We start from the raw sequence: 20,166 nt of genomic DNA on the forward strand, positions 1-20,166 counted from the left end.
GATAGAACTTGATGCGTTATTTTATCTTGGACTTGTTTACGTCATTCTTATGACAAATCTGTCAAAATACTGTTTTAAAGACTGTTAAGCTTTGTTTTTTGGAGGTTATTTTTATCAAAAAATATAACTTCCCATAAAAACACAGCGGCAACTACCGTATATTCTAATCCCACTAGCACTAAATTCTCTGTAAATTGACTATTTGAATAGGTGTAATAACTTAGAAAAACTACAAAACTCCACACGAGCATAAATCGGTACCTGGTAAAAACAGAAAACAGCAATGGGATGGTGAGGTACCAAGGATGCACCGTCGTAGACAGGAATAGATAAACGAAAAATGAAAATACAATACTACTCAATAACACCTCTGGAATTTCATTTTTTCGCTTCAATGCAATAAGCAACACCGATAAGAAAGTAATCATAGGCAGTACGATACCTGCTGTCTCAATAACATTATACCCAGTAAACTCATAACCTATAGCTCTTATCAAATAATAAACACTGGCATTGAATTCAAAATCCCCAAACCACAAAGCTACAGAGCCAGAATACTTTTCTATTAAGTCACTGCTGTAAAAAGGAAGGAAGCCTATAAGGACTATAGCACCTACCGCTAGGCAAAGTAAGCTGGCCCTCTTCCATTGTAGTTTTTTAAATAACAATGGCAATACGATAAGCGGCAACAGTTTTAAAAGCACCCCATATGCCAGAAACAAAGCCGTTTTAATTTGTTGTGATTTCAACAAATGATACACCGACAAAAGCAGTAGAAAAGACACCATTCCGTCAAAATGCAAGTTCCCTGTCAGTTCAATAATCACAAACGGATTCAGAAAATATAAGAGTATCAAATAAGGTGATTTACCTAAAAGTTTCAATAGTTTTAATCCATAGAAAAAAATACCAACATCTGCTATGATAATAAAAATCCGCATCCATAGCATGGTGGCAAATATACTTTTACCCCCTAGAAAAGCAGCTGCAGCAAAAACCAACTGATTCAACGGCGGGTAATTGGTATAGTGACCACTGGACAACTCCCCCATATTTGCATGTAAGAAAGCTGCATTAGGAATAGGAGATGCTCCTGATCGCATCACCTCATCAGGCAAGTACAAATAAGGATTATAACCTGCTAACAATTGATTCCCGTCCCATATAAATCTAAAGAAGTCTTGTGAAAGATTGGGCGTATAAGTAAGCAACAGTAACCTGCAAATAACTCCAACTGCAAGAACCAATACCAACACATCAGAGTTGAAAAACCTACCACTCCATTTCTTGGATAAAAATCGATAATTGACATGAAAGGCATGCTTGCTCAATTTGTAAAATGCATATAAGCATAGAAAAAGCAAACTATAAACTAAAAATGTTTCTGTGAACTGCTTTCGCGAAAGCGAGAAAAAAACAGCGTAAAGAACCGCACTAATGATGCTGATAATACCAAAAATATTACCCAGCTTTTGTTTCATTACTGCTTATCTGTAATACTGCGTATAAAGACGAATCCGAAACCAATAAAAAGCATTAGATGGAACGGAAACAGTCCGAAATCACCACCTTGATCACCTACTACAAAGGCAGAGTACATACCAAAGGCAAAATAAAGCATGAGTATACCTTCAACAATAACATGCGGGCTTATCTTCTTAAGCAAATACTTATTTGTTTTCCAGTTGCCACCCATCGCTTTTAGGTTGAATTTAGGTGTTCTTACAAACTCACTTCGTTTACCTGCATGACCTTCTAAAACAGCAATAGAATTATGGAAGGAAAAGCCCATAGCAATAGAAAAGAAGGTGAAAAACATACCTATATAAGATACAAAGTTTTTAAAGCCGCCACCGTAGGTTTTCTTATACATGTACCAGTAGCATACAAAAAAGATGATGGTACTGATCACAAAGAAACTCATCACTATAAAATACTCACGTAGATGACCGTATTCATTTTTTATGTAGAGCATAGGAACACTTAATAATCCTACAATCAAAACATTGAGAAACATCGTACTGTTTAACAAATGAAGTATCCCGTGCATTTTTGATCTGAAAGATATGTCTGAAAAGATCACTCTTTTAAACATCTTTCTAAAATTCTCTGCACCACCTTTGTTCCAACGGAATTGCTGTGAGCGAGCCGCACTGATGATTATAGGCAACTCTGCTGGAGTAGTTACATGTTCTAAATACTTGAACTTCCATTTTTTTAATTGCGCCCTATAACTTAAGTCCAGATCTTCTGTTAAGGTATCTCCCTCCCAGTTTCCAGCATCATAGATCGTCTCTTTGCGCCACGCCCCTGCGGTTCCATTAAAATTGATAAAGTGTCCTTTAGAGTTACGCCCTACCTGTTCTAATGTAAAGTGGGCATCTAATGCAAATGCCTGTACTTGTGTAAGTATAGAATAATCTCTATTAAGGTGCGCCCATCTGGTTTGCACTACTCCTATTTCTGGATCTTTAAAGTAGGGAATGGTCTTATACAACCAATCTGTATCTGGAAGGAAATCTGCGTCAAAAATAGCAATCAGCTCTCCCTTTGCGACTTCAAGACCCTCTTTGAGTGCGCCTGCTTTATAACCGCTGCGATCAGTTCTTGTAATATGGACAATATCCAGACCGGTTGCAGCAAGTGTTTTGACATGCGCCGCTGTGGTCTCGACAGTTTCATCGGTGGAATCGTCAAGAACCTGAATTTCTAACTTTTCTCTAGGGTAATCTATAAGGGCAATATTATCTAATAGTCGTTCCATTACATATGCCTCATTAAAAACAGGCAATTGTATGGTGACATAGGGAACTTCTTCTGGATTACTTAAATCCAATTGAGGAGCGTTATCTACTAATTTTTGAGCCTTGATGTAATTGATCAAAAGATTGAGCTGCGCAAAAGCGTAGAACAAAATCAAAATAAGTGATATAGAATAAACGACAATGCAAATCCAAACTAATATCATTTCTTAAAACCGTATTTGAAAATCCATACTAATATCTTAACGCCTGCAAATATAGCACCTTTAACCGTACCTGAAACTTTTGAAACACCTATTCTATTGCGGTATTTCATAGGCACTTCTTTATAGCTCCAGCCCCTTTTTAATACCTTCAGCTGCATCTCTACTGTCCACCCATACGTGCGGTCTTCCATTTCCAACTCAAGAAGCTTGTCATATTTAATGGCTCTAAAAGGGCCTAAATCAGTAAATTTTGACTTAAAAAAAAGACTCATAAGAGAGGTGGCTAACCAATTACCGAAAATCTGAGGGATAGTCATAGCACCTCTTTCCCTCCATTTCTTAACTCTTGATCCTACTACAAAGTCTATGTTGTTTTCTGAAATCGGCGCTATTAACTCTATAAGTTGCTCTGGATAATCGCTGTAATCTCCATCTAAAAAAACAATGATATCGGTAGGACTAGATAAAGCTGCCACATATTCCATTCCCTTTAGACAGGCATTTCCATATCCTGGAACAGGCTCTTCTACAACCGTTGCCCCTGCACGACGTGCATTTATTACCGTATGGTCGTCAGAATTATTACTGCATACAATGACCTCTGTCACTATAGACGGAATATCTTTAATGACCAGCGGTATGGAATCTGCTTCATTATAGGCAGGAATCAAGACTCTTATGATAGGTGTTGTGCTCAGGACAAAGTATTTTAAAAATGAAGCAATTTAAGGAATATGAATGGGTTAGTCCACAAATAAATGCAGATTTGCTTTTTTAACTTTTCTAAGTTGAATTTCAAATAAACACGTCACTTTTCAGCCGGGTAATCAGCTTTATATGCTGCTGCTTTTTAAAATAAAAAAGGAAGAAGAATAGTTGCATCACTCCACCTCATTAAAAGCCCTTTGCCGTATAAGGTCCATACGTCCAAATTTTGAAAGCTTATACGTAAAACTAGGTATGAAGTCCTGCTGTAAAATCAAGCTTCCGGTATCTGTAAAAAATAATGAGTGATGCTATACCGTTTATCGATTATTTGATTGAGTATAACTTAAGCTTAGAGCTTTACAGTGCCTTCTCCTTAGCAAATTTCAAACCTATCAAGTCTCTTATAGTTCGTTTCTTGTTAGCTCCTTTAAAAAAAAAAGACATAAAAAAAGCATCCTGTTATAGGATGCTTTTTTTATGTCAATCTCAAAACTGATTATTTCTTTCTCATATAAACGCTGATGGGCACACCGTTGAAATCAAAATGCTTTCTCAGCTGATTTTCCAGATATCTTTTATAGCTATCTCTTACATATTGAGGTAAGTTACAAAAGAAAGCAAACTGTGGCTGCGGTGTAGGCAATTGTGTAACAAACTTAATTTTTACAAATTTCCCTTTCAATGATGGCGGTGGGTACTTCTCTATTAATGGAAGCAATAGCTCATTAAGCTGACTAGTTTTTATTTTTTTAGTACGATTATTATAAACCGTAACTGCCGTTTCTATAGCTTTGTGTATACGTTGTTTATTCAGCACCGATATAAAGACAATAGGCACATCAGTAAACGGCTCCATTTCCTGTCTGATCTTCGCTTCGTACTCCTTAGCTGTGTTGGTCTCCTTATCTACTAGGTCCCATTTATTAACCAGTACCACAATACCTTTTCTGTTGCGCTGTGCCAGCCAAAATATATTTTGTACCTGTCCATCAAAACCTCTTGTTGCATCTAGCATAACGATACAAACATCACAATGCTCAATAGCTCTAACGCTACGCATCACACTATAAAACTCTAAATCTTCACGTACTTTCTTTTTTCTTCTAATTCCAGCAGTATCTACCAGGTTAAAATCAAAACCAAAACGATTGTACTTTGTATCTATAGAATCGCGAGTTGTTCCTGCGATATCAGTAACAATATACCGCTCTTCTCCTATCAATGCATTGATAAAAGAACTCTTACCAGCATTAGGCCTTCCTACTACAGCAAATCGTGGTAGATCATCTCTTACTTCCTCTTCGGTTTCTGGCAGTATTTTTACTAGGTCATCAAGTAAATCTCCAGTCCCACTTCCATTCATGCTAGAAATCGAGTAATACTCTCCTAGACCTAGGTTGTAAAACTCATAGGCATCTTGTTCGCGCTGGTTGTTATCTACTTTATTAACAACGAGAAAAACAGGCTTTGTCACTTTACGCAATAGCTTAGAAACATCTTCATCCATAGGGGTGATTCCATCTTCTGCGTTGACCATAAAAAGAATAGCATCTGCTTCGTCTATGGCGAGCTCTACTTGATGGTCGATTTCTGTTTCAAAAACATCCTCACTTCCTATCACGTAACCACCGGTATCGATAAGAGAAAACTCTTTACCATTCCAGTCACTTCTTCCATAGTGCCTGTCTCTTGTGACACCACTTACGGAATCAGTAATCGCCTCTCTTCTTTGAATCATACGATTAAAAAGAGTTGACTTCCCTACATTAGGTCTTCCTACAATTGCTACTATACTCATGATGCGTTTTTTGCGTTTGCAAAGGTAGTTTTTTATTGAGTATCAGAGCAGTTGCTTTAATAAGATGTTTCATAAATGTTCCGCTTTCGCGAAAGCGGAATAAATACAAACTACTCAACCAGATATAAAATTTGCTGTTTTAGTTACAAACCTGTTTTAGTTACAAAAAAAAGGAGTGACCCGCAGCGGGGATGACTCTATTAATTACAGAGAAGAATTCCTTACTTTTTACGATCGATCACATAATCCACCATCTTCAAAAGCGACTCTTTATATACCGAATGCGGATAAGTGTTTAATATCTCCAATGCTTCTTGCTTGTACTGGTACATGGCGGTAATGGCGTAATCCAGCCCTCCGTTATCCTTCACATAATCAATGACCTCGCGTACTCTTGCTTTATCTCGATTGTGTTTTTTAACAGAGTTGATCAACCATTTTTTATTTTTGGGAGTAGCTGTTTGCAGGCAGTGAATAAGTGGTAAGGTCATTTTTTGTTCCTTGATATCGATGCCCGTAGGTTTTCCTATACGCTGATTGCCATAGTCAAAAAGGTCATCCTTAATCTGAAATGCAACACCTATAAGCTCCCCAAATTTGCGCATTTTCTCTACATCCTCACTATTTGGAGCAACAGAGCAAGCGCCCAGACTACAACAGGCGGCAATTAAAGTAGCGGTCTTTTTACCTATGATGTCGTAATACACCTCTTCGGTAATATCTAATCTTCTCGCCTTTTCTATTTGCAGCAATTCTCCTTCACTCATCTCACGCACTGCGACACTTATAATTTGTAACAGATCGAAATCTTTGTTATCAATACTGAGCAATAGCCCTTTAGATAGTAAATAATCGCCTACCAATACAGCAATTTTATTTTTCCATAAAGCGTTAACCGAGAAGAACCCCCTGCGCTTTAAGCTATCATCGACCACATCATCGTGAACTAAAGTAGCGGTATGAATTAATTCAATTACGGATGCACCGCGATAGGTACGTTCATTAACTTGTCCATTCCCCACCATCTTTGCTACTAGAAAGACAAACATGGGACGCATTTGTTTTCCTTTGCGATTTACTATAAAGTGAGTAATACGGTTGAGCAATGCGATACGAGAGGCCATAGATAGGTGAAACTTCTTTTCAAAAAGTTCCATTTCATGAGCTATAGGCTCCTTAATTTGCTCCACAATTTTCATAAGTTACAAATATAATGATAGTAACATTTTAAATGACAAACCCTAACTTAACATTTAGACTTAAGTTAACGATAACCTAAGGATACAATCGGGCAAATAAAAAAGGTAACCTCTTTTGAAGGCTACCTTTTAAAATTGTAAGCTTAGTATAAGTACTAACTTATTCTTTTATAAACTTTCTAGAAACAGTTCCTTCCTTATTGGAAATGTTCAAAATATAAAGTCCTGGTTTCAATTCCTGAACATTAGCAGTTACGTTATTTGTATCTACCTCAAGTGATTTGATCAACCTTCCATTAAGGTCTACGATATCTACAGTCGTGAATTGCTGAGTATCACTAGTAATGTTAAGGATGTCAGTCGTTGGGTTAGGATATACTTTTAAACTGATTTCATTGAACTGGTCTTCTTCAGTGCTCAACAAGTTACTGGTTGCAGTTGCCTTTACTTGGTAAGTATCAAAACTTACAGTTGAAGCGCTTGCATTAGCTACGGTTGCTGGCATTGCATTAGGATCAGCTTGACTAGCAAAAGATACAAAATCAAGTTCGTCTGGTACCTGACTTGTTATCCATAATGTATTCGGCAATCCTGCTGAAGCTGTACTAGCATCTGTCTTCCACAATACTTCTCCTGTTACGGTATTGTAAGAACATCCAATCGTGTAAGAGGTATTTTGATTTAAAACCAAACCACCAGCAGCAAAATTAATATTAAATGTTCCTGGGGTACCCCCATTATTTAAATAGGCGATTCCATTAAGTACTCGAGTGTCTGCATTATAACCATATCCAACCGTTGCATTACCAGCTGCGCTATAGATACGTACACCAAAGTTACCACGACTTGTAGTAGCAGCTCCAGTATTAAAAGTGTATTCTAGTTCAATCACGTCGTTCCCAACTGTTCTCCCTGCCCATTGGGTGCCCATTCCACCATCTTTCCACATAAATCTAACTCCTCCAACCGCATTTGGCGATGTCAGATCAAATGAATTGGTCGTAGCGCCAGTGCTTGCTATTTGAAAATTAGAATTTCCAGCGTTGTTAGAGGTACTTGTGGCTGGAGCTCCGTTATCAGAAAAAGTTAAAAAATTGCCTTGGCCTGCTGTAGTCGCATCAAATACAGTACCTACATTACCAACCATTAAGGCATTAAAGTTCTCTGTTTCTAATATTTGAGCAGAAACAGTAAATGTTAGTACCATGGCACTAATTAAGAGTAGTGTTTTTTTCATTGTTTTGGATTTTAATGTAAAAATAATAAAATAAAGAACTCGATCATGAAATTTATGTTAAAAAGGATAGAATAACTGTTTGAATTTCAATCGCTAAGATATTCAGGCAATCTGTGAATGAAGAGGTACTCGCCTAAATACCTGATAAATATATTTATGAGTCATTCAAAATAGAGGCGACTTTGACTGAAGAATAGAAATTAGCAATAAAATTGTAACAACAAATCCTTATTATTGTACTCCTATTTTACTTTAAATACCAAGATTAAAAATGATCAAACTCTTAACTTTTAAAATTCCCCGCATGTACTCAAAAGTAATTTTCATACTTATTAGTTGCGTTTTACTTTATTCTTGTAAAGATAATGACGACACTACTGCTATTCCGGAAGTTATCCCCCAGAGTAATATAACCGTCTATAATCAAGATCAACTGACAGATGATTATGTTTTAATTTCTCCCTTTAGAGGTAATTCATCATTTTTAATGGATAGATTAGGGACTGTTTTACACCGTTGGTCTAGTGCTGAGTCTACCTTAATGGGGTATTTAAGGGAAGATGGCTCTGTAGTGCGTTCTATAGTCACTGGTGCAGATAACGGCATTACTATAGGAGGGAAAACCGGAGCCATTGAAATCATTGATAAAGACAATAATCGAATATGGAAATGGACCTTAGACAGCAGTACAGAAGCCTTACATCACGATATCGCTCTAATGCCTAACGGGCATATTTTAGCTTCCGTATGGGTGGTTAAAGATAGAGCGACCTGTATTGCAAATGGTAGAGACCCCAATTCTATAGTTGCAGACCGACTGGTCATCGATAAAGTAATAGAAATAGAACCTGTAGGCACTGATCAAGCAAATATTGTTTGGGAATGGTCTTTATGGGATCATTTGGTACAAGATTTTGATGCTTCCCAACTCAATTTTGGAGATGCAAGTAATGGAAGTCTATTTGACATCAATCAATCTACAGAAGGTGATAATTTCACTCATGTCAATGGTTTGGATTATATCCCGTCCTTAGATCAAATTATTTTAAACAGCAGAGTACTTGATGAATTTATCATCATAGATCACAATACAACTACCGCAGAGGCCGCTTCTAATTCTGGCGGGAGGTATAATAAAGGTGGAGAAATTCTTTATAGATGGGGAAATCCTGAATCTTACAATTCTGGAACAAGCCCTGACCGACAGTTACATGACCAGCATGATGCAACCTTTGTAGGTAATAATAGTTTATCTAGAGGTACTTTTTTAGTTTTTGACAATCAAGACGGTCCTAATTTCTCTACGGTTAAAGAAATCAATATTAATGTTACCGTAGATGGGGTTTATGATGCCATACCTTCTGCGGGGAATAGTCCTTCTTCTCCTATATGGAGTTACTCTAGCGATGAGATCTACTCCCCTAGAACCTCGGGAGCACAAAGACTAGCCTCTGGTAATACGCTAATAACAAGTAACTCTGGAGATATTATCAGGGAAGTAAATTATGAAAATGAAGTGCTTTGGGAATTTGATGCCAGGATAGCAGTTGATGGTGTATTAGAAATAAATTCTTCCGGATTTAAGTCTAGAAGTTACGAGAAAAATTACTCAGGAGTGACAGCCTTAGGACTTTAAGGTCCTCGTATAAAAAATAAGCTGGAATTGTTCTTTAGACAAGAATAGTTCCAGCTTTTATATTTTAATAACCTCTTGTTTATTTGCTAATTGGCCACAAGCAGCGTCTATATCTTTACCCCTACTGCGCCTTACATTAACCACGATGCGGTTGCGTTCTAATAGTGTTTTATACATGTCAATAGCATTGCTACTGGCTTGTTCAAACCTATCATCATCTATGGAGTTGTACTCAATGATATTTACTTTACAAGGAATCACTTTACAGAATTTGACGAGCTCGTGCACATCTTCTTCTGTGTCGTTGATACCTTTCCAAACCACATATTCATAAGTAACCCTTGTTCCTGTTTTTTCATACCAGTACTTTAAAGCTTCCTTTATATCAGCAAGTGGAAACTGCTCATTAAAAGGCATGATTTTAGTTCTTTTTTCATCGATAGCGCTGTGTAAGGATAGCGCCAGATTGAACTTAGGACCGTCGTCAGCGAGTTTCATCATCATTTTAGGAACACCACTAGTAGAAAGTGTGATGCGTCTAGGAGACATTCCCAATCCATCTTCACTAGTTATTTTCTCAATAGACTTCAGGACATTATTGTAATTCATCAAGGGCTCTCCCATCCCCATGAATACTATATTTGATAGAGGAATGTTGTGATACAACCTACTTTGTTGATCTATAGCAATGACTTGATCGTAAATCTCATCAGGCTGCAAGTTGCGCATGCGCTTTAGCCTAGCAGTAGCGCAAAAGGCACAATTTAAACTACAACCTACTTGGGAAGAAACACAAGCAGTAGTTCGAGTATCTGTTGGGATCAATACCGACTCCACGGTTAATCCATCGTGTAGCTTAACAGCATTCTTTATAGTACCGTCTTTGCTTCTTTGCATGTCATCCACCTTGATATGATTGATGGTAAAATGCTCTTCTAAGAAGGCTCTGGTTTCTTTAGAAAGATTAGTCATTGCATCAAATGAATGCGCGCCTTTTTTCCATAACCATTCATATATCTGGTTACCTCTAAAAGCCTTATCGCCATTATCTACAAAAAAGTCTCTTAACTGTTCTTTAGTTAAGGCTCTGATATCTTTCTTCTTCTCTTTCAACATAGGGTATAAAAAAAACGCGTTACAAAACTACATGATTTGCAACGCGTTTGGTATGAATTCTTAAGTTTATTAGTTCTTAATCAACTTCTTTGTGATTTGAACCTCATTTATAGACAAATTTATAAGGTAAAGGCCATTTGCAACAGCATTTAAATTAATTTCAGATCTACCATTTGTTAAATTCCCAGAGGTGATCAATTTACCGCTTAGGTCGTAAATATCATATTTGACAGCATCAAGACCAGATTCCACATTAAAAACACCTGATGATGGATTAGGAAAAATACTTATTGAATTTTGCAATTCATCTTCTAATCCTGCGGTACTATCTATTTTAAAAGACGTCACTTCAGAAGCTCCAAAAGTTCCACCTGAAAAAATTTGCAGCCCTGTGTCTGTAGTTAATGTGTAACTCCCTTGTCCAAAACCACAGCAAATACCATCCCCATAAGAGTCAGCAATGGTAAACTCATAACATTCTCCAGCCATAATATTAAAAGGCAGGTTGTACGTTGTTGCACTAGAAAGTGATCCTGAAGCACCAGATCCAATTATAGCTCCTGAACTGTCTGTTACTTGCCAAGAGGTTTCATCAGCAAAATTATCGGTCGTGATGTTAAATACTACCGTATTATTGGCTGCAAATGAAGGGGCACTATTCAAATCAAAGTCAGCAGTAATGGTATCATTGGTATTGTTTTGATCTGGAACACCATTTGGATTTTCTAATCTTACATTTAATGAAGTAGTCCCTGTAACAGTATAAGAAGGTAAATTAACAGTATCACTAGCTCCTTGAGCTAAGCTACCTGTATAAGAAATGGTGGTATTCGTAACCCCTCTATCATAAGAATAAATAATATCTACGCTTGTTAAATTTGATGTGCCTCTATTGGTTATTTGAACCACTGGATTTATCGCACCAGAACAAACTTCAGCAGGAACATCATTTATAGCAACACTAGCATCTATGGCAAAAACTTGCAATGGAGGATATTGCCCTAAGGTTATCTGACCTGTATTATTTGGATCCAACCAGTCACTTAGCCTAGTTGCTGCAGTAGTCCCTTCTGAAAATCCGATATCAAATCTACCATAGATATCAAAGGCATTGTTGTCATTTGTACCATTACAGGCAGCTGCACCACCTGAAAGAACACCTATCAACTGTCCTTCTTGATTGAAAAGAGGTGAACCTGACGAACCTGGCTCAGTAACTCCTAAATCCCAATCAGAAATCCTCCAAACTTCTGTAGTTGGATCTCCGTTAAATGAAGTTGTTTGTTTAGCGGCTGGTTGATCATCTCTACATGTTTTCTGTATATCTCCTGATGGATGGTGGATACCAAATTGCATGGAAGGGATTGTAGTACCCGACTTATTCCACCCATTCCAGACTACATCTGGATTAGAGTTGAAAAAACCTGTATCAGTAATTCTTACTAACTGTATATCACTACCACTATTATTCATTAATAAAGTGGCCCCAGAAGCTGTTTGATCAAAGGTTCCATTAGGACTAGCTGTTGTTGTTGCACAAGAAGGTGTAGGGCTTCTCCAGTTGAAACGAAATGCCCAACCTGCCACTGAATTTCCACAGTGATTTGCAGTAATAAATAAAGGCGCTCCATCGTTTGCTGTGTTATTGATTAAAGATCCTGTACAAAAACCTGTATTCCCACTTACTAGCATGGCAACACTTTTCTTTACATCTTCTTTAACTTGATCGATACTAAAAGGGTCTGCACCAGATGGCGTGATATCGCAATCTACATCTTGATTGCAATCTCCTGAATCGTTTAAAGCTTTTGCTTCATTAAAATCTGTAGCCGTACGGTAACCGTGTACCACATTCCCTATTTCTAATCTACTCTGACCTATACTGTTTTGAGGCTGGTAAAACTCTACCCATACATCATCAGATTCTACTGGCCATATTCCTATAGCTTTATTGACATTATTCTGTTCATAGGTAAATAACTTAGAAAGGTCGCTCTTATCGTGAGAGGCAACTCGCATCCATGCTCCTGGTCTCAAATCAAACCAATCAAAAAAGATATTGATAGTTTTAGCTCCAGGGGACTGTATTCTAACTCTCCAAAGTTGGTCACCATTATCTAGAATTATTTTTTGACCATGTGTATCAGGATCAATATTTGCTGAAAAATCATATCCAAATCTCCATGGAATACTTTTATCTAAATCATTTTTAGCATCTTCTTTGGCTAATTCATCAAAAGGAACATTTTTGAATTTTTCAATTGGTGCATCATAGGCCGTCGTTAATTTCCAAGACAATGGCTGTGGCCCCGAAGAATCGATCTGAGCTAGTATGGTTTGCCCAACAAGCAAAACTAGCAGGAAGGTAATTTTTTTCATGTTTTAGATTTTATGGGGACAAGATAAGAAACAATCATAAAAAAACCCTAATGAATTAATATTCAATAGGGTTTTAAATAAAAATGTAAGAATTCACCTTCTAAATCAATGGACTATGGAGTGAGGACCTTAAAATTAATGCGTTGAGCAACTGATTAATCTATAATTAACATCGCGTCTCCGTAGGTACTGAATTTATAACCCTCTTTTAAAGCTACTTGATAAGCTTCATTTAGAAAATCATAACCTGCAAAAGCTGCGGCTTGCATCATTAAAGTAGACTTAGGATGATGAAAGTTAGTGATCATGCTATTTGCTATAGTAAAAACATAAGGAGGAAAAATAAATTTGTTCGTCCATTCATTAAAAGTATTCAAATGGCCATCACTACTCACAGCACTTTCTAAGGTACGCATCGTAGTTGTTCCTACGGCACAAACATTTTTTCTAGTATCTATAGCATGGTTTACTATATCACAAGTTTCTTGAGTGATAAAGGCTTGCTCGCTATCCATTTTGTGTTTAGAGAGGTCTTCTACTTCAACCGGAGCAAAGGTCCCAAGACCTATGTGCATGGTTACAGCAGTTCTTTTGATTCCTTTAATTTCAAGTCTTTTTAATAGATGTTTTGAAAAGTGAAGCCCAGCAACTGGCGCTGCTACGGCACCTTCTTTTTCTGCAAAAATAGTCTGGTAACGCTCCTCATCTTCAGGTTCTACATCTCTATTTAATTCTTTAGGCAACGGAGTTTCTCCTAATTCTTTAAGTGCTTGTCTGAATTCTTCATAGCTACCGTCATAAAGGAAACGTAAAGTACGTCCTCTGGAGGTGGTGTTATCGATCACCTCAGCCACGAGATTTTCATCCTCGCCAAAGTATAATTTATTTCCTATTCTTATTTTTCTCGCAGGATCTACAAGAACATCCCACAATTTTGTCTCTGGGTTCAATTCTCTGAGAAGAAAAACTTCTATTCTCGCTCCTGTTTTTTCTTTATTACCATATAATCTGGCTGGAAAAACCTTGGTATCGTTCATCACAAAGATGTCATCTTCATTAAAGTAATCGATAACGTCCTTGAACATCTTATGTTCAATTTCACCGGTTTTCCTGTGCAAAACCATCAACTTAGACTCGTCTCTGTTTTCTGCTGGATGTTGTGCGATGCGATCTTCTGGAAGCTCGAATCCAAATTGTGATAACTTCATTAATTCATTTTTATGATAAGCTGCAAATATACAATTTGAGCATAGGCCTTGTCAAGTAAAAAGTGAGTTAAATTTCTGTAATACTTACATTTACCTTTTTAAGATCTTTATAGAAGCTTTTATAACTCTTAGTAACCACCATAGCATCCTTAATAATCACATCTGTTTTCATAGAAAGTGGCGCAAAAGCCATTGCCATTCTATGATCTTGGTAGGTATCTACCACAACCTCTTTATGAAAGCTTGTTGGAGATGTAAAATGTAGTTGTATGGAATGATCTGTTGTTTTAATGACGCTTTCGCGAAAGCGGGATCCGACTGCCTTCATAGCCTCTATACGATCTGTTTCTTTAATTTTAAGCGTATGCAAGCCTGTTAAATGAGCATTTACCCCTAACCCTATACAAGTTGCAAATATAGTTTGCGCTTGATCTGGCTCGTTAGTCAGGTCCAACATAACGGTATCTGGCAACTGCTGGTTCACTTTAATGAGCTGGACTCCTTTCTTATTAAAAGCAGTTGTGACACCAAGTGGTTTGTAAATAGAGACCAGTTCGCTATCTCCCTGTAAGGAGTCTTTCTTGTAAAAAGACAGGTGCATCTTATATCCAGGCTCTTGCATGGCTACCCAACTGTACCAATACCCAGCGCTACTCCAATCGCTTTCTACCCTAGCCTCCTCTAAAGCAGTTTGTAAAAGCGGCTGTACTTGAACCACTTCGTTGGTGATTTCTATTTCTTTATTATTGGCAGACCTCTTCAGCAGCGTGGTGATCGATTCAAAGCTGATGTTTACACCCAATTGTTTTAGAATATCTATGGTCATTTCTAAATAAGGTCTAGAAGTGAGTTGATCATAGATATTAAGTTCTAACCCATTTTCAAAGCTAGGTGCCACCAGTAATAAAGCGGTTAAAAATTGACTAGAAACACTCCCATCTATAGAAAGCTTGCCTCCTTTTATTTTTTTACCTTTTATTTTTAAAGGAGGAAAACCTTCCTTTTCTAGATAAGAAATATCGGCCCCTAACTTATTGAGTGCCTCTACTAGTATGCCTATAGGGCGCTGTTTCATGCGATCGCTTCCCGTAAGTGTGATCTCTCTTCCTTCTTGAATGGCAAAAAAAGCGGTGCCAAAACGCATTGCCGTACCCGCATGACCTATGTCTAGAACAGCTTCCTGACTCTGAAGCACCTGACTTAAGTGGTCGCTATCATCACTGTCTGATAAGTTTTGAATCTTTAAATTTTCATAAAGCGCTTGAAGGATCAGCCAGCGATTGCTTTCACTTTTAGAACCAGAAATAAGGAACTCCATGTTACTTTTAGTCGAGGATACTTTAGACAATCTCACATCCATCAGTTAAGGTTTTAATTTGGGATTATTGTGATGCCTGTCGTGATCGCGCTCGGTTTTTATTTGGAGTTTTTTATTGAACGCGGCTTCCAGATCTGTGCCTGTTTGATTGGCTAGACAAAGTACGACAAACATAACATCCGCCAGTTCTTCTCCTAAGTCTTTATTTTTGTCGCTCTCTTTTTCACTTTGTTCTCCATAACGACGGGCAATAATACGGGCTACTTCTCCCACCTCTTCGGTAAGCTGTGCCATGTTAGTGAGTTCATTAAAATAACGCACTCCGTGGTTCTTAATCCACTCGTCAACTTGTTCTTGTGATTTTTTTATACTCATGTTAGATTTTCTTTAGGACTATTTTTTGAGCGTCTTTACTCACTATGGAACTATAGAATTCCCTCCAATATTTATACTCTTCTGGTAAGACAATAGAGGACTTCATATCGAAGGTAGCTCTTGTCGACACCTTATTATCAAGATACTTTACTAAATAGGTATAGGTACCTATTTCATCGCCGTAAACAAATTTTTGGCTTTCAGGTAAGGTGATTACTTCATAACCATCAGGAATTGTAATAGTAACCATAGTATTTTTTTGATATGGGTACAATAAATCTACAGGAAGCTTCCTCGATTCCTTCTTAAACGGATTATTATCAGTCGATTCAAATAATAGTGGGTTGATAAAAATTTTATCTCCTATTTTTTCTGCGGCACCCTGGTAGTCAATTTCGTACTTGAACGTAAGTGGTTTATAAGGGTTTTTAAGACCTCCTATTTGTTCATTACTTACTGTTAAACCATTGTTCTCATCTGTCAAGTAGGTAATCAAACCCTTATCTGAAGACAGTGCATATTTGGATCTTGTTGTATATGCTATATTTTCTGTTTGACGTCTTTGTATGGTACCTGTACAAGACATATCTTCACTTAAGTTTACGTTTATTGCTGTTATTTCCCTAGAAGTTTTTTCATTTTTGAGACTGATCCATCGAGAGGTTCCATTCTCTCCTATCAGTCTTCCTTGCCAGTTGATAACTCTTAAAGGTAAAATATTAGGCGCAGTAAATGGCTCTGTAGCATCCAGTAGGTAAAATAAACCGTCTATATTTACATGAGCAATAACATAATTAAACCCATCATTAGTAGGAAATAAAGGGATCCCATTGTTTTTAGAACTTATCAAAACTGGGTTAACTTGAATACCTGCCTTACGCAACATGGATACGAGTAACAAATTGATATCGGCAACGTTTCCAGAACCTTTGTTATAAGCTTCTTTTATTCCCTCCATGGCATACTTGCCATAATAATCGTTCCATTTCACTTTCGATTTAACCAATTGAAAAATGGCCGAAGTTTTTTCAACATCACTTTGCAGACCATTCAATGCCTCCTTTAAATCATTTTTATAAAAACCAGTTCGATTCAATTGGCCACCAAAATTTACGTCGTCCGAAATGGTTTTGGCAACGGCTTCCCAAGTGGTACTATAATTTTCAATAGGAGAATTAGGAAATCTAGTACCTGATAATTCCACAATCATTTTGGACCTATAATTATCAAGATTGCCAGACATAGGTTCTGCTTCAATAGCCGGAACATTTTTTTCAAAAAGAGTATATATCTGGTTAACCATAGTTACCTTTTCATTTGAAAAATTGGTTGTTGCTACATTGCTGTTATATGTTCTTGTTTTTGAATTAAGATTAACAGTTCTATTCATTGATATTGTTTCAAATTTTGGAGTAAAAGAGGCACGAGGATTAAATAAGACATTATAGAGGTAGTACTCTACCATTTCAACCTTTACATTTAAATTTAAGATAGGAATCTCATATTGCAGGTTGATGTCATCAATCTGTGGAAATGGAGAGGTTATAACATATGTATATTCTATCACTGAACCTGCACGAACATTAGGCATTGTAAATGTTTCTGTTTTCCATCGATCGTCTAACTCATTATCAAATACTCCAGAGCTTTTCAATTTAGTTCTAAGTACTTCTCCATTAACAAGGTTAAAAGTAGCTCCTTTTAACCCCTTAAGTTTTTCCCTAGTTTTACTGTTTCTATTCCACAATCGAATCTTTTTTGTGGCAAAATCAATTCCCTTTTCATTATTAATTTTTATCCGTTCACGAACTTCACGTTTTTGAATAAAACCTTTTCCCTGGACGTAATCAAAATTAATATGTACATTCCTATAAATTAAAATTGCGTCATGTTCTAAAGAATCAATAGCGTTTAATTCAAAGTCCGTACTTGAAATTTCTCCAAATTTCATATCTTGGGAATAGCCTAAAATACTGAAAATCAATGCTAAAAATGATAATTTTATCCTCATTAATTAAATTTTAATATAGCTTTAGGTGAGCTCCGTTTCTAAGTGTTTTTTATGATGGCCTTCAAAAAAGATAAATTTATGTACAATACTAGTTACCACTACCTATTCAAAAGCAATCAAATAGTAGCTCGTCCATTAAAACACCGTACTTCTTGGACTTTATCTCGACAAAAGCAACTGCGATACCTCAATTCTTCTTTCCGATCTTTCTTAAGACTATTTTTTCTGCGTCTTTTTCTACCATAGAAATAAAAAATTCTCTGAAAGACTCATAGTTTTCCGGCTCGATCAGATAAATATTTAAATCAAAGTCTGCCACAGTACTTATGAAGCCATTAGCTTCATCAACCGTATACGTGTAAGTTCCTAGCCCATCATTATAAACAAATTTGACACTTTCAGGCATGGTCTCTACAACGAAGCCATCCGGGATTTTTAAATTCACAATAGTTTTAGTCGAAACTGGATAACTTAAATCTAAAGGATGCAAACGCTTTTCTAATTTGAAAGGATTCTCTTCATTAGCTTCATGCAGCAATGGTGTAACAAACAGCTTACCTCCTATATTCTCTGCGGCACTAGTAACAGTTCCATCAAATGAAACCAAGAGAGGAGCATCATCTATATCCATATTTTGAGTTTCTATATTTGAAATCTCCATACTATCATCTCCACTATTCAAACTGCTTTGCATTGCAGTCAATTTTGAATCTGAGTATTTCTTACGCAGATTCAAAGCTAAATATTTAGTCAACCTTTTTTGAACGGTAACATCAACTTCATTATCGGCATTAAACACCCCACTAATCAATGTTATTTCTTTGGATTCCTTGCTTGGAAATAATGGTATCCATTTAGATTTTCCCTCTTCTGCTATTAACCTTCCTTGCCAGTTCATAACCCTTAAAGGTAAGACGTTTAAGGCAGTGTGCTCTTCAGTAGCGTCTAGCAAATAGGTGTTGTCTCCATCTTGCACATGTGCTATAACATAATTAAAACCGTCTTGAGTCGGGAAAAACGGAATTCCGTTATCTTTAGTGCTCACCAAAACTGGAGATGCGTCTATTCCCGCATTATTAAGCATGGCAACTAGTAATAGGTTAATATCTCCCACATTCCCAGATCCTTCTTCGAAAGCATCTTTCACTCCATTTTTTGCATATTTACCGTAATAACCATCCCATTTCACCTTTCTTTTGACAAAGTTTAAAATGGCCTCTGTCTTTTCTTTATTGGTCTTCAAATCTTTAATTAGTGCTTCTAAATCATCCTCAAAAAAACCCGAAGAATTTAACTGCTCCCCAAAGTTTTTACTCCCCAAAATATTGGAAGAAACTACCTCCCAAGTACTAGAGTATTCATTAAAACCACCACGAGACTGTGTGCTGGATATTAATTCAATAATAATTTCTGATCTGTAATTATTCATATTTCCAGCCATAGGCTCTGGCTTAAGGGCAGGAATATTGAAGTCCTTAAATTCTATGATACGAGTGCTTAATTCATAAGTACTACTGCTAAAGCTAGTGTTACTTATATAATCATTAGATCGTTCAGATGAGCTTTTAGTATACTCAGTTTTACCAACATTAAAATCAATTTTAGGGATATACTTTGCTCTAGGATTATAATGCATTTGATATTTGAAACGGTCCAACCATACCATTCTTACATCTATATTTAAGATAGGTACCGCATATTGAAGAATTATATCATCAATTACAGCATACGGCGATTCGATCTCGTAGGTATATTCTATTACTGACCCTGTTTTTGCATCGGGCATTGTAAATGATATAACTCTAAGTTGATCGCTCGTATCTTCCTCAAACACTCCAGATTTTCTGAGTTTTTTCCTTTTTACTTCACCATCAATTAAATTATAGGTTGCCGCTTCCAAGTTTTTAAACTTTTCAGCTTTACTACCATCATTCACATATAATGGAACCTGCTTTGTAGCGTATGCCAAACCAGCTTCATTATTGATTTTTATCCTCTCGTGTATTGTTCTAGTTTGAGTAAGACCACTTTGTTGACTAATGCTAAAATCGATGTGCTCTTTTTTTAATATCACCACCGCGTCTGGCTGTTCTTTAACATACTTTGCTTCTAAAGTAAAATCTATAGCTTCTACTTCTCCATACTCTAAATCTTGAGCGTTTATTTGAATCGATAAAAGTGTGATGATAAGAATCCCTAAGTATTTTTTCATT

14 protein-coding genes are annotated in these 20,166 nt (G+C 36.7%); 1 reads left to right on the plus strand and 13 read right to left on the minus strand.

Going from position 1 to position 20,166, the window contains the following annotated elements:
- Nucleotides 1-74 precede the first annotated feature (74 nt).
- The 6 genes from CW736_RS02450 to CW736_RS02480 form a co-directional block, all read right to left on the minus strand.
- Nucleotides 75-1,481 carry a hypothetical protein gene (locus CW736_RS02450; protein ID WP_101012397.1) on the minus strand — a complete coding sequence of 469 codons (1,407 nt, stop codon included), beginning with the start codon at nt 1,479-1,481 and terminating at the stop codon, nt 75-77.
- On the minus strand, nt 1,481-2,968 hold the full coding sequence (locus CW736_RS02455) for a cellulose synthase family protein (protein ID WP_101012398.1): 1,488 nt from the start codon (nt 2,966-2,968) through the stop codon (nt 1,481-1,483). The genes CW736_RS02450 and CW736_RS02455 overlap by 1 nt, the downstream gene beginning before the upstream one ends.
- The gene (locus CW736_RS02460) at nt 2,965-3,648 is read right to left on the minus strand and encodes a glycosyltransferase family 2 protein (RefSeq protein WP_410503953.1); all 684 of its coding nucleotides are present in this window, start codon (nt 3,646-3,648) and stop codon (nt 2,965-2,967) included. The genes CW736_RS02455 and CW736_RS02460 overlap by 4 nt, the downstream gene beginning before the upstream one ends.
- Nucleotides 3,649-4,172: 524 nt before the next feature.
- Entirely contained in the window at nt 4,173-5,477 is a 1,305-nt protein-coding gene (der, locus tag CW736_RS02470; protein ID WP_101012401.1) for a ribosome biogenesis GTPase Der, read from the minus strand.
- A 218-nt stretch (nt 5,478-5,695) separates the two neighbouring features.
- Complete coding sequence (locus CW736_RS02475) at nt 5,696-6,673, minus strand: polyprenyl synthetase family protein (RefSeq protein ID WP_101012402.1); 978 nt, start codon at nt 6,671-6,673, stop codon at nt 5,696-5,698.
- A gap of 160 nt (nt 6,674-6,833) precedes the next feature.
- On the minus strand, nt 6,834-7,910 hold the full coding sequence (locus tag CW736_RS02480) for a T9SS type A sorting domain-containing protein (RefSeq protein WP_101012403.1): 1,077 nt from the start codon (nt 7,908-7,910) through the stop codon (nt 6,834-6,836).
- 304 nt (nt 7,911-8,214) lie between these two features.
- On the opposite strand from CW736_RS02480, the gene CW736_RS02485 reads away from it, so the two are divergent.
- Nucleotides 8,215-9,546, plus strand: a complete 1,332-nt coding sequence (locus CW736_RS02485) for an aryl-sulfate sulfotransferase (protein WP_157810867.1) — start codon at nt 8,215-8,217, stop codon at nt 9,544-9,546.
- Nucleotides 9,547-9,603: 57 nt separating this feature from the next.
- Here CW736_RS02485 and rlmN read toward each other — a convergent pair whose 3' ends face one another.
- The 7 genes from rlmN to CW736_RS02520 all read right to left on the minus strand — a co-directional run bounded on the left by rlmN (nt 9,604) and on the right by CW736_RS02520 (nt 20,165).
- Nucleotides 9,604-10,659, minus strand: coding sequence for a 23S rRNA (adenine(2503)-C(2))-methyltransferase RlmN (gene rlmN, locus CW736_RS02490; RefSeq protein ID WP_101015002.1), 1,056 nt, complete (start codon nt 10,657-10,659; stop codon nt 9,604-9,606).
- A gap of 72 nt (nt 10,660-10,731) precedes the next feature.
- The gene (locus CW736_RS02495; RefSeq protein WP_101012405.1) at nt 10,732-13,041 is read right to left on the minus strand and encodes a T9SS type A sorting domain-containing protein; all 2,310 of its coding nucleotides are present in this window, start codon (nt 13,039-13,041) and stop codon (nt 10,732-10,734) included.
- A gap of 155 nt (nt 13,042-13,196) precedes the next feature.
- Entirely contained in the window at nt 13,197-14,249 is a 1,053-nt protein-coding gene (queA, locus tag CW736_RS02500; RefSeq protein ID WP_101012406.1) for a tRNA preQ1(34) S-adenosylmethionine ribosyltransferase-isomerase QueA, read from the minus strand.
- Between the two features lie 67 nt (nt 14,250-14,316).
- A complete protein-coding gene (locus CW736_RS02505; RefSeq protein ID WP_101012407.1) occupies nt 14,317-15,609 on the minus strand; it encodes a 3-phosphoshikimate 1-carboxyvinyltransferase in 1,293 nt (430 codons plus the stop codon).
- A gap of 3 nt (nt 15,610-15,612) precedes the next feature.
- The gene (locus CW736_RS02510; protein ID WP_101012408.1) at nt 15,613-15,942 is read right to left on the minus strand and encodes a nucleotide pyrophosphohydrolase; all 330 of its coding nucleotides are present in this window, start codon (nt 15,940-15,942) and stop codon (nt 15,613-15,615) included.
- A 1-nt stretch (nt 15,943) separates the two neighbouring features.
- Nucleotides 15,944-17,953 carry a DUF3857 domain-containing protein gene (locus CW736_RS02515; protein ID WP_101012409.1) on the minus strand — a complete coding sequence of 670 codons (2,010 nt, stop codon included), beginning with the start codon at nt 17,951-17,953 and terminating at the stop codon, nt 15,944-15,946.
- A 187-nt stretch (nt 17,954-18,140) separates the two neighbouring features.
- Nucleotides 18,141-20,165 (minus strand): DUF3857 domain-containing protein, encoded by a 2,025-nt coding sequence (locus CW736_RS02520; protein ID WP_101012410.1) that lies wholly within the window; start codon nt 20,163-20,165, stop codon nt 18,141-18,143.
- Nucleotide 20,166 lies beyond the last annotated feature (1 nt).

The sequence above is a fragment of the Nonlabens sp. MB-3u-79 genome, from assembly GCF_002831625.1.
Taxonomy (GTDB): domain Bacteria; phylum Bacteroidota; class Bacteroidia; order Flavobacteriales; family Flavobacteriaceae; genus Nonlabens.

What these genes read in the sequence shown, in the direction of transcription:
- CW736_RS02515 (WP_101012409.1), bottom strand. Translation starts at nt 17,953, where the DNA reads ATGAGGATAAAATTATCATTTTTAGCATTGATTTTCAGTATTTTAGGC.
- CW736_RS02475 (WP_101012402.1), bottom strand. Translation starts at nt 6,673, where the DNA reads ATGAAAATTGTGGAGCAAATTAAGGAGCCTATAGCTCATGAAATGGAA.
- queA (WP_101012406.1), bottom strand. Translation starts at nt 14,249, where the DNA reads ATGAAGTTATCACAATTTGGATTCGAGCTTCCAGAAGATCGCATCGCA.
- CW736_RS02495 (WP_101012405.1), bottom strand. Translation starts at nt 13,041, where the DNA reads ATGAAAAAAATTACCTTCCTGCTAGTTTTGCTTGTTGGGCAAACCATA.
- CW736_RS02480 (WP_101012403.1), bottom strand. Translation starts at nt 7,910, where the DNA reads ATGAAAAAAACACTACTCTTAATTAGTGCCATGGTACTAACATTTACT.
- CW736_RS02510 (WP_101012408.1), bottom strand. Translation starts at nt 15,942, where the DNA reads ATGAGTATAAAAAAATCACAAGAACAAGTTGACGAGTGGATTAAGAAC.
- CW736_RS02505 (WP_101012407.1), bottom strand. Translation starts at nt 15,609, where the DNA reads ATGGATGTGAGATTGTCTAAAGTATCCTCGACTAAAAGTAACATGGAG.
- CW736_RS02520 (WP_101012410.1), bottom strand. Translation starts at nt 20,165, where the DNA reads ATGAAAAAATACTTAGGGATTCTTATCATCACACTTTTATCGATTCAA.
- CW736_RS02485 (WP_157810867.1), top strand. Translation starts at nt 8,215, where the DNA reads ATGTACTCAAAAGTAATTTTCATACTTATTAGTTGCGTTTTACTTTAT.
- CW736_RS02455 (WP_101012398.1), bottom strand. Translation starts at nt 2,968, where the DNA reads ATGATATTAGTTTGGATTTGCATTGTCGTTTATTCTATATCACTTATT.
- CW736_RS02450 (WP_101012397.1), bottom strand. Translation starts at nt 1,481, where the DNA reads ATGAAACAAAAGCTGGGTAATATTTTTGGTATTATCAGCATCATTAGT.